At 41.6% G+C, this 15,162-nt stretch carries 16 protein-coding genes; 6 read left to right on the top strand and 10 right to left on the bottom strand.

Translation table 11 applies throughout. From position 1 onward, the window contains the following. Positions 1–200: 200 nt before the first annotated feature. The 8 genes from ACT3S4_RS06345 to ACT3S4_RS06310 all read right to left on the bottom strand — a co-directional run bounded on the left by ACT3S4_RS06345 (position 201) and on the right by ACT3S4_RS06310 (position 8,384). Positions 201–1,220 carry a fimbrial protein gene (locus ACT3S4_RS06345; RefSeq protein ID WP_444760730.1) on the bottom strand — a complete coding sequence of 340 codons (1,020 nt, stop codon included), beginning with the start codon at positions 1,218–1,220 and terminating at the stop codon, positions 201–203. Beyond that, positions 1,217–3,772, bottom strand: a complete 2,556-nt coding sequence (locus ACT3S4_RS06340) for a fimbria/pilus outer membrane usher protein (RefSeq protein ID WP_444760729.1) — start codon at positions 3,770–3,772, stop codon at positions 1,217–1,219. Before ACT3S4_RS06340 ends, ACT3S4_RS06345 begins: the two co-directional genes overlap by 4 nt. Before the next feature lie 69 nt (positions 3,773–3,841). After that, positions 3,842–4,567: a fimbrial biogenesis chaperone gene (locus ACT3S4_RS06335; RefSeq protein ID WP_193217000.1), complete on the bottom strand. Its 726-nt coding sequence runs from the start codon at positions 4,565–4,567 to the stop codon at positions 3,842–3,844. Positions 4,568–4,645: 78 nt separating this feature from the next. Beyond that, the gene (locus ACT3S4_RS06330; protein ID WP_193216999.1) at positions 4,646–5,179 is read right to left on the bottom strand and encodes a fimbrial protein; all 534 of its coding nucleotides are present in this window, start codon (positions 5,177–5,179) and stop codon (positions 4,646–4,648) included. A 415-nt stretch (positions 5,180–5,594) separates the two neighbouring features. Beyond that, complete coding sequence (locus ACT3S4_RS06325; RefSeq protein ID WP_109591191.1) at positions 5,595–5,966, bottom strand: CrcB family protein; 372 nt, start codon at positions 5,964–5,966, stop codon at positions 5,595–5,597. Positions 5,967–6,021: 55 nt separating this feature from the next. Beyond that, positions 6,022–7,080: a tRNA (adenosine(37)-N6)-threonylcarbamoyltransferase complex transferase subunit TsaD gene (gene tsaD / locus ACT3S4_RS06320; RefSeq protein WP_444760728.1), complete on the bottom strand. Its 1,059-nt coding sequence runs from the start codon at positions 7,078–7,080 to the stop codon at positions 6,022–6,024. A gap of 311 nt (positions 7,081–7,391) precedes the next feature. Further along, positions 7,392–7,901, bottom strand: a complete 510-nt coding sequence (locus ACT3S4_RS06315) for a c-type cytochrome (RefSeq protein WP_444760727.1) — start codon at positions 7,899–7,901, stop codon at positions 7,392–7,394. An 84-nt stretch (positions 7,902–7,985) separates the two neighbouring features. Next, on the bottom strand, positions 7,986–8,384 hold the full coding sequence (locus tag ACT3S4_RS06310) for a hypothetical protein (RefSeq protein WP_444760726.1): 399 nt from the start codon (positions 8,382–8,384) through the stop codon (positions 7,986–7,988). A 409-nt stretch (positions 8,385–8,793) separates the two neighbouring features. Between ACT3S4_RS06310 and rpsU the strand changes: the two genes are divergently transcribed. Both rpsU and ACT3S4_RS06300 read left to right on the top strand, forming a co-directional pair. Continuing rightward, the gene (gene rpsU, locus ACT3S4_RS06305) at positions 8,794–9,009 is read left to right on the top strand and encodes a 30S ribosomal protein S21 (protein ID WP_010195908.1); all 216 of its coding nucleotides are present in this window, start codon (positions 8,794–8,796) and stop codon (positions 9,007–9,009) included. A 144-nt stretch (positions 9,010–9,153) separates the two neighbouring features. Continuing rightward, the gene (locus tag ACT3S4_RS06300; protein ID WP_045443381.1) at positions 9,154–9,603 is read left to right on the top strand and encodes a GatB/YqeY domain-containing protein; all 450 of its coding nucleotides are present in this window, start codon (positions 9,154–9,156) and stop codon (positions 9,601–9,603) included. A gap of 47 nt (positions 9,604–9,650) precedes the next feature. Here the strand turns inward: ACT3S4_RS06300 and ACT3S4_RS06295 are convergent, their stop codons facing one another. Further along, positions 9,651–11,321, bottom strand: coding sequence for a M48 family metalloprotease (locus ACT3S4_RS06295; RefSeq protein WP_444760725.1), 1,671 nt, complete (start codon positions 11,319–11,321; stop codon positions 9,651–9,653). A gap of 508 nt (positions 11,322–11,829) precedes the next feature. Here ACT3S4_RS06295 and ACT3S4_RS06290 point away from each other — a divergent pair. The 4 genes from ACT3S4_RS06290 (at position 11,830) to thiS (ending at position 14,168) form a co-directional block, all read left to right on the top strand. Next, positions 11,830–12,285: a sulfurtransferase TusA family protein gene (locus tag ACT3S4_RS06290; protein ID WP_444760724.1), complete on the top strand. Its 456-nt coding sequence runs from the start codon at positions 11,830–11,832 to the stop codon at positions 12,283–12,285. Between the two features lie 241 nt (positions 12,286–12,526). Continuing rightward, complete coding sequence (gene rpoH / locus ACT3S4_RS06285; RefSeq protein ID WP_198329691.1) at positions 12,527–13,390, top strand: RNA polymerase sigma factor RpoH; 864 nt, start codon at positions 12,527–12,529, stop codon at positions 13,388–13,390. Between the two features lie 63 nt (positions 13,391–13,453). Continuing rightward, positions 13,454–13,831, top strand: a complete 378-nt coding sequence (locus ACT3S4_RS06280) for a DUF423 domain-containing protein (RefSeq protein WP_444760723.1) — start codon at positions 13,454–13,456, stop codon at positions 13,829–13,831. 136 nt (positions 13,832–13,967) lie between these two features. After that, positions 13,968–14,168: a sulfur carrier protein ThiS gene (thiS, locus tag ACT3S4_RS06275; protein WP_045443372.1), complete on the top strand. Its 201-nt coding sequence runs from the start codon at positions 13,968–13,970 to the stop codon at positions 14,166–14,168. 237 nt (positions 14,169–14,405) lie between these two features. Here the strand turns inward: thiS and hpf are convergent, their stop codons facing one another. After that, positions 14,406–14,774 carry a ribosome hibernation-promoting factor, HPF/YfiA family gene (gene hpf / locus ACT3S4_RS06270; RefSeq protein ID WP_045443369.1) on the bottom strand — a complete coding sequence of 123 codons (369 nt, stop codon included), beginning with the start codon at positions 14,772–14,774 and terminating at the stop codon, positions 14,406–14,408. Positions 14,775–15,162 lie beyond the last annotated feature (388 nt).

Below are 15,162 nucleotides of genomic sequence, written 5' to 3'. Positions count from 1 at the left end.
ATAATGGTATCAAAGGCTTTGCGCACTGAAAATAGTCTCAGTGCACTTTGTGGTGTACTTACCATACATATTCTATTCGTGATTGGTGCGCTATATAGGAGTCGAGCGGCAAGTGTCAGATACAGCTTTCTTAACTCTGAAATAAATAGTATAGCTCAATAATTCATGACTATTCAAATACGTAAGCTGTAAGGGTTCAATCACTCATATTGGATGGTCACAGTCGCCACCGAGCTAACTTTTCCTGGAGTTACCGCTGAATCAGTTTGATAATAACTTGCGCTTAATGGAACATTATATTGAATATTCTGATTCGATTTAACGGTTCCTAACTCAAGTTTCTCATTTTTTGCAATTATTTTGCTGACATTATTATAGTTAGTGGTCATTTGAATACCAACACCGCCAGCACGTGTTGAGACAGGTGCGTTGTTAGCCAAAACATTAGTTGTATTAGCTGCTACTGTATAATCAAAGTTCAGGCTAATTTTGTTACTTTCTTCATAAGTTGTTAAGTTTTCGCCACCATTACACAAAAAATTTAGATCAAAAGCTTGAGTCCCTTGCGTTGAGCCTACCCCTTTAAATCCAGATTTATTGACAGTAGGTAGTTGCACCGTTTTATTGACATCACCTAAAAGTTCGCATGATGATGAAGCGATTGTAATGGCATTGCCATACACCGTGCTTGTTAAAAAAGGCTTGCTGACATCATCACGCGAGTGATAACTACTGTATCTACCAGCAGTAAGAGCGCCTGATCCTGTCGAAGTAGCCGTTTTAATGATCTCAACAACGAAAAATCCAGCACCTAATGTATAGGCCTGGTTAGCACTCAAATTTCTACTATAAGGGTAATAGCCTGAAAAACCTGAACCGCTTCCCGCATCCCTATATAGACGGATACCAATACCCTTAATATTCGTGTTATATACAGAATCACCGCCTGTAGGGCTTAAGACGGGGTTTTGTGAAAGAACCGCTTGGATTATTCCTGCATTACGGTCACAACTAATCCTAGAGTTATTAGGCGTAATGGGAAAAGAAGCACGACGCAAAATAGTTCCAACTGCATCGCTTGGTCTAACGACTACTCTGCCTACATTCATACTGATATCAACGGTCGTAAACCCTCTGTCCGCTGTACAGGCTGCATATCCTTCTAAACTCAAAGTACAGCCTATAAGTATTACAGCACTGTTTAAGATATTATAACTCATTGGCACAAACCCTCTAACATCAGCATATTTTTCTCACTCTGTGATGACTGAGCAGTGACATCATACTGTATCTTGCATTGCTCATTTTCCGCCTCTCCCCACTTTACCGTCACTGTATCAGCCAAAGTATTGGTGCGTAAATAGACCAAGCTGCCTTGAGCAACCATACCAACATACTCGCCATTTGAGTCAAATACTTCAGCTGCAAATGGCAAAGTACCACCCTTTGTATTTAAGCTTCGAATATACAAAGCTTTGCCTGATTTAGTGACAAAATCAACTCTTGAGATTGATCCAGCATAAGGTGCTATGCGTTGACTCGTACCTTCCAACTCTACATCTAAAGACATCCCTTGTGGATCTAAAATAATTTCGTTCAAACGATAAGGGGTCACGTAGGGAATCACAGCATAGCCTGACTTATTAATGGTCAAACCATTGGTATTGTTTACTTTAGCACCAGTAGCATCAGGGGCATAGACCAAGACCATCGTTTGCCCTTGGTCTGGACCAAAAACAACACCATCAGAGTGAGCAACAATATTGCCTCTCGCTGTTAATGAGACCTGCTCATACTGATTTGAGGTACTGTATGAGCCGCCTAAGGCGGTGAAGTTAGTACGATATTGTGCATTGGTATTTAAACTTGAGTTGTCTTCATAATCTGTTGACACAGAAGCGCCATAGTTCAGACGATCACCCACCACACCACTCATACCGACAGTAGTATTATCTTGAGTATGAGATGAATTTAAATTAATAGCATTACGTTTAAAAGAAAGGGGTAGCGATAACGTTAGCATATACTCAGTGTCATTCTCACTTTGACTTGTCGCATTATTTTCTACCATTCTTCTAATGGCTGACACACCATAGTTAAGATTACGATAGTTATTACTATAACCGACCTGATATTGTTTGGCAGTTTCTTGGCGATCCCAGTAATCTATCCAAGAACCCGTTGCATAGAGATTACCCCAATCGTTAGGTAATCCTTGATTTAAGGTTACTTGAAGCTCGCTGCGTTGTTTACCAAAAAAACTAGAGCCAACACCATTTTTTTCTAGCTCTTGAGCCAACAATGCATCACGTAAATCATAATAATTTTTGGTTGAATAACGATACGCGGCCAAGGTCAAATTGGTGTCTGTTGGTGTAATGAGCTTACTATAACTGAGGCGGTAACTTTGACCTTCTTCTTTCTCACGACGATCAAAATTTACTTCAGAATGCGTCATATCTAAAGCAACTGCCCCTATGGGCGTGGCAAACGCGCTGCCTAACGTTATTGCTGTATAATCTTCTGATCCTTGAAAGCCGCCATAAGCCGTTATACGGTTATTAACACCACGTTGATATTGTGCCTGAACAACAAACGGGTCCATATCTATATCAGCGTCACGAAATTGCCCTGTCATGACAGAATAACGACTCATACCTGGACGCAACATTTGTGCTACTGACGCATAAGGGATTGAGTATTTCTGAACATCACCATTGGCTTCTAGAACAGAGACTTCTAGCTCTCCACCATAACCGGTAGGGTATAAGTCATTAATCTCAAAGCTTCCGGCAGCAACAGTCGTTTGGTAGATTAATTGACCTTGCTGACGAATTTCAACTTTAGCATTGGTTTTAGCATTACCACGGATTCTTGGTGCATAGCCGAGCATACTATTGGGTAGCATACGATCATCACTAGAGAACTCTGCGCCGCGATAACCAAATGAATTGAATATTTCACCATTGGTAAAGCTATCGCCAAGCGTTAGTACGCCTCTATACTCAGGAAAAGCACGCTGTGCATAAGTACTGATAGCGTCATAAGTTGATTGAGAGTCTTTGCTCCCAGTCTCATCTTCCCACTTCCACTGACCGTTGTGACGAATTTGCCAGTCTGCAATATTTGCACCTGTATTTAATGATACAAACGCATTGGTATTGTCTTCGCTGTCTTCTGTCTTGCTATAAGTTTTATAAGTGCTCGCATTATAAGATATAAATGCTGCGTCAATACCACGATCCCAAACACTAGGATCAACGTACCCTTGTGCATTTCTTTCCATGGCAATTTGTGGTATTGAGATATCAAACCTTAATTTTGAGGTATCGAACTTGTAAAAAGAATCCTGAACCCATTCTTCCAACTGCTGACAACTTTCATTATTTACTGCCAATCTTTCTTTAATAAGTTCTGCTTTTATACCGTATTCTAATAACTGTTTTGAAGAAAAACAGGTATATGTACCTTTGTTATCTTCTGTATTTTTAAACATCATCTGATGCTTACCGAACCAGTTACCATTGATATAGACATCTACATTGTAATGACCTGGCAAGATCGCATTACCGTGCGCGAAGCGTTTAATATCGATATTTTTAGCATCACCGATTAGGAAATCTGAGTTAAACTCAGATGATTTTTCAGTAGATTCATCCTCAATATTACTGGCTGATGCCAATGTTGATATGCTAAAGGTAATCACACCATAAGCTAGGCAACATTTGACCTGCTGCTTAATATTCATATAAGTATGTAAGGTGTTTTTCATAGCATGGCCATTCTATTGAAAATCAAATATATATTTGGGATGCGTAAGTTTAAATAATAAAAATAAGACTTACTTAATCTGATGACTCACTCTTCCGCCATAATCATTAATGGTGGTAAATGTCATATTCTGTGTACTAGGACTTTTTAATAAAATACTCTGTTCAGAAAAAGGCTTTAGCATCAAACCTTCTGACAAAACATCTATACTTTTGCCTGAATCTTCTTGGGTGATAGAGGTTATTGTTATATAAAAAGGCGTTGGATTTTTGGCCAGTAAATTAGAACCCTGACCACTCCACTGAATTTTTTCAGGAGCTAGTACAACATCTTGTTTTATACTACTAGGACGGTAAAACAGCTTTATACGTGAGCGAACAGCCAATTGTAAAAAATTATCAGGAGCAGCGGTTTTATCTTGTGCAGAGGGTTTCGGAGGTATGTCTAATACGTTTAACCAAAATAAGCTTTCTTCCGTCTTACTTAACGCATTCACTGTAGGCAAACTGGTGATACGTATAAACTGGCCTTTTTGAGCTTCTACACGTGATATAGGAGGCGTAAGAATAAAAGGAGCTTTTGATTGATCAGGGGTCGAATTTGGATCACCTTCATCAATCCATACTTGTACCAAAGAGGGGCTTTTTCCATCGTTACTTAGTTGCAGCGTAACCTCGCGTGCATCAGAAGGATAAACCGCACGAGTACCATGAATAATAATTTCTGCATGAACCAAACTGATAGGTGTGAGAAATGTGATTAAACAGATTTTATAGAATAACTGTTTTACAGACATATACTTATCTCTATCTAAAAATTAAAAAAAAGAGCTAGGCTTGGTACTTCTCCTAGCTCTTATTAATCTAGTAAAAGATTACTGATAAATAATTGTATATTTTACAGTTGTCGCAACGCTACCAGGAGTTGAAGCACCTGTAGCATAGTATTCTGCATAGTAATTAAGATCCGCTGAACCAGCACCGCTTACAGCTACTATCTGTGAATTAGTCTGAACGCCACCAGCTCCAGCAGCTAATACTGGAATAACAGTATTGTTTGAACCTAGTAGTTGAACTTGAACGTTAGTAGCAGTTCCAGTCGCATTGTTTAAACGACCAGTATTGAAATCAACGGTTGCACCTGGCTCGAAGTAAGTAGCAACGCTACTACCAGCTGTACAATCTGTTAGGTTGATAGTGAATGGCGTACGGCCTGCAACGTCACCAGTATTTGCTAATACTTGCTGAGAAACAGTCGGGAGTGTTACTGTGAAATCTTTACCTTGCACACTATTGACCGTACAAGTTTTGTCTGTAACTTGACCATTGATGGTAATAGTACCGTCAGCTGCAAAAGCAGTAGAAGTTGCTAATACTAGTAATGGAACTGCTAATAACGTTTTTTTCATGATTATTACCCTAAAAGATATATTTGTAACGATTGGTTAGGGTATTTTATAACTTCCGCAAAAATTAGAATCATTATATAAATCCATTATAATGTTAAGTTAATGATAATAAAGGAATAAATAAATAACCTTATTACTAGACAGGTATTAAAGTAAAAATAAATACATTTCTTAGTAAAAATTTGTTTAGATTATTTTTTTAAAGAAAACCATTTAACCCTATTAAAGAACCTTTCATCTTGTATCTTATTGACAATATAATAATAAGGTGAATCATAGTAAATTATTTTTTATGGGTATACCCCAACGGAACCACCTAATTAGGCTGATTAATCAATTAATAGACCACTTAAAACAGACTGGTATAATGGAACCACTTATATTAGACCATTATGCGAATGGCATCTATGAAAGCTTATAAAACCAGCTTAAAGAAGTAAAATCCGATAGCGGTTGCTAGTAACGTCAGTCCCACATGTAGCCCAACCAATCCCAAACCTGCTAGTAGTTTACCAGCATTGATAAAGGTAAAAACTTCTGCACTAAAAGTACTAAAGGTGGTCAATCCGCCCAAAAAACCGGTAATCACAAATAGTCGGACATTGGGCGATAAACTGCTGCCCACGCGCTCAAACCACACCAGTGCCAACCCTATTAATAGTCCACCCAATACATTAGCACCAAGCGTCCCAAGGGGTATCCAGTGATGCAGCGGATTAAAGCGAGCCAACCATGCCCGCAGGCAAGCCCCAATGGCAGCACCTAGTCCAATAGCAAGCCACTGCATAGTTTATCCTTAGGTTTAAGAAAGGTTAACGGAGATAGTATTGAGCAAAGCCGTCTTACACTGCTGGTAGCTCAGTCATCGGCCAACGCGGCACACAGCTCACCGCTAAATCATCAGACTGCCCTGCATGCAGGCGCTCATAACCAGCATAAGCAATCATCGCCCCATTATCAGTACATAATGCAGGCGGCGCATAATGCACAGTGGCATCTATCTTAGCAAGCTCGCTCTCCAAGGTTTCACGTAAATGAGTGTTGGCACTGACACCGCCCGCGATCACCAATCGATTCATCCCTACTTGCTTCAGTGCTTTCACGCACTTTCTCACCAGCGTATCGACGACTGCATGCTGAAAGCTGGCGGCGATATCGGCGCGAACTTGCGAATCGCTATCCGCATTATTCCCTGAGCCACCTGAACCATCGGTGTCTTTAATAAGGTTATGCACGGCGGTTTTCATACCACTAAAAGAAAAATCTAAGCCGCGATGTAGCATGGGTCTTGGCAAATTGTAAGCAGTTGGGTTGCCTGTTTCAGCCAATTTGGCAATATTAGGGCCACCCGGATACGGCAAGCCTAGCATTTTAGCGGCTTTATCAAAGCACTCACCTGCTGCATCATCGATCGACTCACCCAATATCTCATATTGCCCGACACCACGTGCGGCGATGAGTAATGTATGCCCACCTGAGACCAATAACGAAACAAACGGAAAGGCGGGTGGATTGGCACCCATCAGCGGTGCGAGCAGATGTCCTTCCATATGATGGATACCAATGGCAGGAATATCCAAACCATATGCCAAACTGCGCCCAAATAATGCGCCCGTCATCAGAGCGCCAATGAGTCCAGGTCCCTTAGTATAAGCAATGGCATCAATCTCGCTTTTCTTCACATTACACTGCTCTAACAACTCATTAAGCAAAGGCACCAACTTACGAATATGATCGCGGCTGGCAAGCTCAGGCACAACGCCGCCATACAGTGCGTGCAGCTCTATTTGTGAATACAGGACTTGTCCAACCAGTCCTTGATTGTCACTATTCATCTGCTCACTGTCAAAAATCGCCAGACCTGTCTCATCACAAGAAGTCTCTAAACCCAATACTTTCATATTTTTGCCTTTATCATACTTTGGTCTGCGTATTATTTTTACAACGTTGCTATCTTTGAGGGCGTGTTTTCTTTTTAAAAATGGTGATAAAAATTGCCGTCAAACAAGGAAAGCAGCGCAAATAATATCGAGATATTAATAAGCTATTTGACGATTTTTAGCCATTTTTAGCCTATTTAGAGGTTAATCGATTGAATTGAGGAGACGCCCTAGTATCTGCCAAAAAACGTGCATAAAAAAACCGCCATTGTCAGTCACAATGACGGTCAGTTTAACAAATTTCAATGGTCAATATCTCTTAATATACCGGATCAGCTAACTGCTTCAATCATGTAATCTACAGCTGCGTAAACTTGGGCTTCACTGACCTTATCGGTGGCTTGTGCTGGCATCTTATTAAAGCCTTTTGCCGAATGCATGTGCAGCGTCTCTGTGCCTTTAGCCAGTCGCGGCTCCCACGCGGCTTTATCACCGTATTTCGGCGCGTTCAGCAGCCCTCCTTCATGACAAACCTTGCAGTTGGTCTCATAAAGCTTGGCGCCTGCATCCGCAGCCAACACTTCAGGCTCCGCGGAGATTTCCTGCACTGGCTTATCTACAATGACCGTCGTCTCGGTATCTGCCACAGGTTCAGGTGTAACGACTTCAGGTTCGACTATAGGTGCGTCTTCTACCACTGCCGTTGTATCGGCAGATTCATTGACAACAGCAGGCTCTTCAACCGCTGCATTGTCACCACTACAAGCAGTGATTGCTAATAGCGCACTTAAACTAATGGCAGATAAGACCAGTTTATTCATACGCTGCTGTTTACTTATCATGATCACACCTCTATTCGATATTTCATGTTAGCGACTGTTTATGACAGCGCATAAATTCAAAACCTATCAACACACAAACCGTGATTAGTTCGTAGCTGGTTCAGCGTCAGCAGTAGGCGTTGCCGCCGTATCAGCAGCTGGCACATCTGCACTACTAGCTGGCATATCTGCACTGTCAGCGACAGCAACATCGCTATCCGTTGCATCTGTCATATCAGTAGCAGTCGTCCCTGCTTCAGCAGTTGCAGCACCATCTACTGTGCCGTCAGCTTCAGTTACTGGCGCTGGAGCCGTTTCTGGGAACTCCATTTTTTCAGCTTCAGGTGCGTTTTTGCGAGCCAGCTCAGCGGCTTCATCAACGCGATCTTTTGCCAATACTTCGTGTGATTCGCCTTCTTTCTCACCACTACAAGCGCTAATGCCAAAGCCAAGAGCAATGATAAATGCGGTGCTTAGCGCTATATTTAGTCCTGTTTTTTTCATTCCAACATCCTCAATAAAATACACATAAAATGGTTAATATGCTGACTATTATATGCAAATTATCATAGCATAAACTCCAACCAAACCGTTATAGACAGTAGGGTTTTTTATTCATAGTAATTTTATACTTTGCATTTATAGTTTCATTAAAGCGGGAGCAAAAACCTGCGTTCTAACTACTTTTCTAATTGTCTCTGCGTATTGTACCTTGCAACTTAATGATAAATATAGATTAATGTGCTAAAATCATTGACTTAACTGACATTTTTTATTAAAATGCTTGCCCTTGTGCTCATGCGCAAGATTATCCTAGTTTGAGCTGATGCCTGTAATCTTGAGATATTACGGCTAAATACTAATACACAGCCAGACTAATGCCCTTATATCTCATCCTAATCGAGGAGTCTTCATGCCTGCAGTTAAGGTTAAAGAAAACGAACCAGTTGACATCGCTATCCGTCGTTTCAAGCGTGCTTGCGAAAAAGCTGGCGTATTATCAGACGTACGTAAGCGTGAGTTTTATGAAAAACCAACACAAGTACGTAAGCGTAAAAAAGCTGCTGCCGTAAAGCGTTATAAGAAAAAATTACAACGCGAAACTATTCGTACCACTCGTATGTACTAATCGATAATTCGATTAATTAAGTACAAGTGCTACATTAACGCCACTGTTATCCATTGATATCAGTGGCGTTTTTTATGCTACAATTTTTATTATTATTGCTTAAAAATTTGAATAAATACCTCTTAACAAATAAGGATAATAACAATGAGCCAACTTAAACAAACTTTATCAGACAATGTCAAAGTGTCTATGAAAGCGCGTGAGCTTGAGCGTGTCAAAGTACTACGTAACGTGCAAGCGGTTATCAAGCAAATTGAGATTGACCGTCAAATAGAGCTTGATGATGCGCAAGTCTTAGATATACTGCAAAAGCAGCTAAAACAACGCCATGAGTCATTGACTATTTTTACCGAAAACAACCGTGATGATCTGGCAACCAAAGAGCAGTTTGAGATTGATATCATCAATGAGTTTATGCCAAAACAAATGGATGATGCTGAACTTGCGGCCTTGGTCAATGCGGAAATCGCTGCACAAGGCGCGACCTCTATGCGTGACATGGGCAGTGTGATGGGTGTATTAAAGAACAAAACCGCAGGACGCGCAGACCCTGCGCTCATCTCTAAGCTGGTGAAAGATGCGCTGCAAGGCTAGTAATTAGTGTCATCAAAAGCTAATGACGACAGCGTAAAAATAACCGCCTAAGGCTCAAAGTCTTTGGCGGTTTTTACTGCTTTGATTTCTGCATTGATATTGGCAAGCAATGGACGGGCGCTACTGGCTTGAGCCGTGTTTTGTAGTTTTTCCGCCAGTTGTTTGGCTTGGGTCAGTGACGTCAACGCACTCTCGTAACGACTACTCCATAGTTGGTCATGACTGCGATAGCGTAGCGCGTTAATGGTGGCAATATTTTTCAAGGAAGCAGAGTCGGTCGTTTTTGCCAGTTTTTCATTGGCCAGTTGCAGACTTTGCCAAGCATAACGGTCGCTTGGCTGCTGCTCGGTCAGTGGTTTAAGCAACGCTTGGGCTCTGATTGGCTGATTGCTATTGGTAAGCGCTTCTGCCAAATAAAGACGCAGATCACGACGCTCAGGGTAAACACGCTGCTGGCTGGCTAATACGTCCGCCGCTTGTGACCATTTATTCTGCTCCGTTAGAATTTGGCTATGAGTAATCGATAGTAAAGGCTCTAAATTTTGGCGCTGCGTAGGCGGCAGTCGATTGATTTCAGCCAGTAAATCGCTTGCCTCTGTAAAGCGTTGCTGTTCGCCATACCAGTTCATCAGAGCCAATTTGGCACCTACGCTATTTTTAGCAGCCGTCATTAGCACTGTCTCTGAGGCATGTTTACCCGTACTTTGGACACGCCAATAGAGCAGATCAAATAAAGCCTGATGGCGCTGCTGCTGATTTAGTGACAATGAGGGATAATGCTGGGCACGACTTTGCGCTTCACTTAAGCGCTCGTTACTCAGTGGATGCGAGCGTACGAAGCTTGGTAAAAATCGATTTTCAACTTGGTTGAGCTGGCTGCGTTGGTTCATCGTGGCAAAGAATCGCGGCATCGCCCTTGGGTCGTAGCCTGCTTGGGTCATGATTTGCATCCCCACCCGATCGGCCTCGCGCTCATTATTTCGACTAAATGCCATCGTGCTGTTCATCGTCGCCGTTTGGCTGCCCATCATCACTGCCGCCGCGGCATCACCATCGACCGCCGATGCTGCAATCGCTGCCAGCATACCGCCTATCTGCATCAGCAAAGCCTTTTTGCGCTCATCAGCACCACTTTCATAATGGCGCTGGCTGATGTGAGCAACTTCATGCGCCACCACACTGGCAAGCTCATCCATACTGCTAGCGGCCAGAATCGTCCCTGTATTAAGTCCAATGACCCCGCCTGGTGCTGCAAAGGCATTGATACTTGGGTTATCAATGATAACCAAACCCATCGGCGCTTGCTGCCTTGCTTGCGCATTGAGACGCCAAGTCATGTCTTTGACCGTTTCTTGAATCCAAGGATCGTGCTCCATTTTGATACGACCATTAACGTTCCGTAACGACCATTCGCCGAGCAATTTGTTTTGATATTGCTCAGCGAAGCTCAAGCCTTGTCCGCGCAAATTGGGCAGATTTAGCTCTTCTGAGCCAGTGGTTTGCCATGAATTATAACTGGATGCCATCGCTTTGCTGCTCGTATTAGCATTATTAAGACTATCCTCGCTCATGGCAGCAGTGGTCATCGTCATTAGTACCGCCGACAACGTCAATTTAATAGCGCTCGATAATACCATCGAACGCGCGGCACTTTTACATTTTTTTTCCTGGGTCATGGGCGCATTACCAAGTATCGATTGTCTATTAAAATGGTTCAAGTGCGTATCCTATGCAAGTGAGTAATGATACTGTTTTTGAAATAAGGTGTTTTTGAAATAAGATATTTTTGAAGTAAGGTTTTTTCGACTGATTTTTTGACTAAACGTTTTTCGACTATACGAGCTTGCTGATATAAGGTCAATTCTAGTCTGCGTTCGACTACCAATAACTCAGCTGTCCGTCACTATTGTGCAACATGGCTTTAGTCAATCCCCTATAAAATAGATATGGTGTCAGGCGCGCTCAGTCTACTATTTTTAGTACTTTTGCTCGCCTTCCTTCTATCTAAATTATCTTGACAGACTATATGTGATTCTAATGAACTGAATGTGACGTTGATTATATTCAACTTCAACTACATATCGGCTATTTGATATAATGGCATTTCACGACTATAGGATCTGGTCACTGCCGAGTGTCATTTAAGAATAACAAGCACTGTCATTACGTGTTTGCGAATGTTCAATACAATCTAGTACAAGCCAAAATATTTATAAGGTTTATTTTATGTCTGCTGATCGTCAGTCAACCACCGTATATTCGCCTTATTCTATAAACTTATCAGCAGATTTGTCTGATACTGAGCAGCAAGACATCAACAACCTGTTAGACTTGTTACCAGCGCATACTGTCACTACAGATCATGAGGCAAATGAAACGCAGCCTATTCATGTTCAACGTTTCGTTGATGGTCGCGGACTTGCTTGTCCATTGCCGCTGTTAAAAACCAAAGTAGCACTACGTGACGTCACAGCTGGCGGTTCATTATATGTGGTCGCAACTGATGCCAACTCACAGGCTGATATCACCGCTTTTTGTCAACAAAACCAGCAAGCAAATGCCGCAAGTCAACTGCGATTAATCGTTAATAGCATGACGGATCAGCCATCAGCGGATAGCTTATCAGCACAGCGTTTCGATACAATATATCACTTCATCATTACTAAAACTGATAGCAACTAAGTGTCGCTATCCTTTACAATTACAACTATAAAGATTTTTATCTGACTATTTGCGTCACTATTTAATCAAGGTCAAGAATATGGCTAATAATTCTACTGATACTGCAAAAACGAATAAAAAAGATGAGGCAGCTCCTATAAAAAACGAAGCACGTGATGCCGCATTAAAAGCTGCCGCCCAACGTCCACCTTATGATGCTAGCGCCTTAGGTGATACTAGCACCCGTGACTTAGTGCCAGCGATGCCGACTCATTTGTCAGCGCCTGGGGTCAATTTGGGCGCTTATATCAACACGGTGCACCAAATCCCAATTTTGACACCAATCCAAGAGCAAGAGCTGGCGCATCGTTATTATGATGAAGGCGATGTAGAAGCAGCGCGTCTGCTCGTGATGTCGCACCTGCGTTTTGTGATTCATATTGCCCGTAGCTACTCGGGTTATGGTTTGCCGCAAGCAGACTTAATCCAAGAGGGCAATCTGGGACTAATGAAGGCTGTAAAACGCTTTGACCCGAATAAGGGCGTGCGTTTGGTGTCATTTGCTGTGCATTGGATTAAAGCAGAAATTCATGAATTTGTGATTCGTAACTGGCGCATTGTCAAAGTCGCGACCACCAAAGCGCATCGTAAACTATTCTTTAACTTACGTAGTCTCAAAAAAACCAACAACCAGCTAACGCTAGAAGAGGCTGATGCCATTGCCAAAGACTTAAATGTCACACGCAAGCAAGTGTTAGAAATGGAATCGCGGCTTACCTCTTATGACGCCTCGTTTGAAGCGCAATCTAGCGATGACGACGATGGACGTTATGCACCGCAGCTATTTTTGGAAGATGGTATCGATCCTGCCGAGCAGTTAGAAGAAGCAGATTGGGAAGAAAGCAACTCATCTGCATTGATCGCGGCAATGGATACCCTTGATGAGCGCTCACGCGATATCGTGGAGCAGCGCTGGCTCTCTGAGCAAAAATCAACCTTACACGAATTGGCAGCCGTCTACTCTATCTCAGCAGAACGCGTACGCCAAATCGAAAAAAATGCCATGGACAAAATCCGCGAGGCAATGACCATTGATAGCGTTATATTGCCAGATGATATTCAGTAGCAATTACCTATCAGTAGTGCCTGTCTTTCACCAGCGGTAGTTTTTAGATAATACGAGTTTGTCATGTTAAATTGGATAGGTATTGCGGCGATCAATATGGCCATCGCCGTCGCTTTAGGGGCGTTTGGGGCGCATGGCTTAAAAAACATCGCCAGTGCTCAACAACTCGAATGGTGGCATACTGCAACACTGTATTTGTTTATACATGCGCTGGGTTTATTACTGGTTGGTCTGTTGATTCGCCTGAGATATGCCACGCAAATCACTGCATGGCTACTACAAATTGGCATTATAATATTTGCTGGTAGCTTATATGCAATGACACTTGGCGCACCACTTTGGTTTGGCGCGATCACGCCTATCGGCGGCGTACTAATGATTGCAGGTTGGCTATGGCTAGCAGTGTCATCATTCACGATGAACAAATTGGTCGCAAAATAGCCAGTTAAACAAGAATAATTAAATTGCATTTTAGAGTATGTGCTCATTTTGAAAATAGAGATAAAAATGAGAACACGCCTTAGTACGCACAATTAGTACGCACAAAAGGATAAAAAATCATTAAGGAGTATATTTTATGAGTACCATTATCGTTAATGGTAAGAAACTACAGACTACCCATCAGACCGTGCAATTGGTCATCAATGAGCTTGGTCTTAGCCAAGGTCGTTACGCAGTAGAAGTCGATGGCGAACTGATTCCAAAGAGTGAGCTTGCTCAATTAAGTATCGCTGAAGGTATGAATATTGAAGTGGTACAAGCAGTCGGTGGTGGCTAATTAGCCAAAATAATGATCCGTTGATTTGAAAATGAATGTGCTTAAAGAAATGTATTTAAAGGTGGGTTTTTAAAAAATAATTGCTCATAAAAAAGACCTCAACGTAGCAAACGTTCGAGGTCTTTTTCCGTTTTAGGCAATGTCATTTAGAGATATCTAAAAATGCGGCTATTTATACTATTTATTATTTCATCAGCCAGTAATCATTAACCTTTAAATATCCTAAACTCTATAACATTAAACTGCTGGAGCAGCATCGTCTGTCATCAGCTCTTCATAGCGTCCATCACGCCCAGCACCCTGAGTCTTTTTGCTCTCCAACTTGGTTTTATACTTGCGTACTTGTCTATCAAGTTTGTCTGCCATCTCGTTAATGGCTTTATACATATCATCGTCAAGCGCTTGGACAAACATCTCTTTACCCGAGACTCGCATAATCGCTTCAGCCTTATGGCTCTTTATAGCACCGCTGTTATCTAATGATAAAATGACTTGAATACTTTGAATTTGATCAAAATGACGACCAATTTTATCAAGTTTTTCTTGAACAGCTGCGTTCATAGCGTCGGTAACACTGATATGGTGACCACTGATAGAAACATTCATATTGTTGTCCTTTTATTATGACTTACATTGTTGCCTACGTTGTTGCTTGCGTTATTACTTACAATCAACAGATGAGCCAGCATTCCTGCTTTTTCATCCTGCCTTACCAACAATGAATGGGGTGTCTTTATTGATAAGCGCCTTTAGTAATCGATACTTTTAGCAAAAATCGAACGTGTCCTTTCGTTGTCATTTTGATTAATGAGATAAGTAAATACGCTAGATCGACACTTAGATTTCGTTGTTGGTATGACTCTAATTTGTCATGAATATCGAATAGTAGCAAGACAGTAAAGTGTAATTAAATGTAATAAAAACGGTTGTTTCCTCAATGTTTCTATATAATCAGAAAATTTTATTTTTTATATTTATCAAGAAATATATTAGC

Origin of the sequence: Psychrobacter sp. AOP30-A2-5 (genome assembly GCF_052378115.1) — a bacterium.
In the GTDB taxonomy this organism is placed as follows: domain Bacteria; phylum Pseudomonadota; class Gammaproteobacteria; order Pseudomonadales; family Moraxellaceae; genus Psychrobacter.
This window is presented reverse-complemented; position numbering and strand designations above follow the sequence as displayed.

Bases quoted from the DNA above. Each gene is read 5' to 3' on its own strand.
- ACT3S4_RS06345 (WP_444760730.1), bottom strand. From the start codon at position 1,220: ATGAGTTATAATATCTTAAACAGTGCTGTAATACTTATAGGCTGTACT.
- hpf (WP_045443369.1), bottom strand. From the start codon at position 14,774: ATGAATGTTTCTATCAGTGGTCACCATATCAGTGTTACCGACGCTATG.
- ACT3S4_RS06340 (WP_444760729.1), bottom strand. From the start codon at position 3,772: ATGAAAAACACCTTACATACTTATATGAATATTAAGCAGCAGGTCAAA.
- ACT3S4_RS06315 (WP_444760727.1), bottom strand. From the start codon at position 7,901: ATGATAAGTAAACAGCAGCGTATGAATAAACTGGTCTTATCTGCCATT.
- ACT3S4_RS06325 (WP_109591191.1), bottom strand. From the start codon at position 5,966: ATGCAGTGGCTTGCTATTGGACTAGGTGCTGCCATTGGGGCTTGCCTG.
- thiS (WP_045443372.1), top strand. From the start codon at position 13,968: ATGAGTACCATTATCGTTAATGGTAAGAAACTACAGACTACCCATCAG.
- tsaD (WP_444760728.1), bottom strand. From the start codon at position 7,080: ATGAAAGTATTGGGTTTAGAGACTTCTTGTGATGAGACAGGTCTGGCG.
- ACT3S4_RS06300 (WP_045443381.1), top strand. From the start codon at position 9,154: ATGAGCCAACTTAAACAAACTTTATCAGACAATGTCAAAGTGTCTATG.
- ACT3S4_RS06310 (WP_444760726.1), bottom strand. From the start codon at position 8,384: ATGAAAAAAACAGGACTAAATATAGCGCTAAGCACCGCATTTATCATT.
- ACT3S4_RS06290 (WP_444760724.1), top strand. From the start codon at position 11,830: ATGTCTGCTGATCGTCAGTCAACCACCGTATATTCGCCTTATTCTATA.
- ACT3S4_RS06335 (WP_193217000.1), bottom strand. From the start codon at position 4,567: ATGTCTGTAAAACAGTTATTCTATAAAATCTGTTTAATCACATTTCTC.
- ACT3S4_RS06330 (WP_193216999.1), bottom strand. From the start codon at position 5,179: ATGAAAAAAACGTTATTAGCAGTTCCATTACTAGTATTAGCAACTTCT.
- ACT3S4_RS06280 (WP_444760723.1), top strand. From the start codon at position 13,454: ATGTTAAATTGGATAGGTATTGCGGCGATCAATATGGCCATCGCCGTC.
- rpsU (WP_010195908.1), top strand. From the start codon at position 8,794: ATGCCTGCAGTTAAGGTTAAAGAAAACGAACCAGTTGACATCGCTATC.
- rpoH (WP_198329691.1), top strand. From the start codon at position 12,527: ATGCCGACTCATTTGTCAGCGCCTGGGGTCAATTTGGGCGCTTATATC.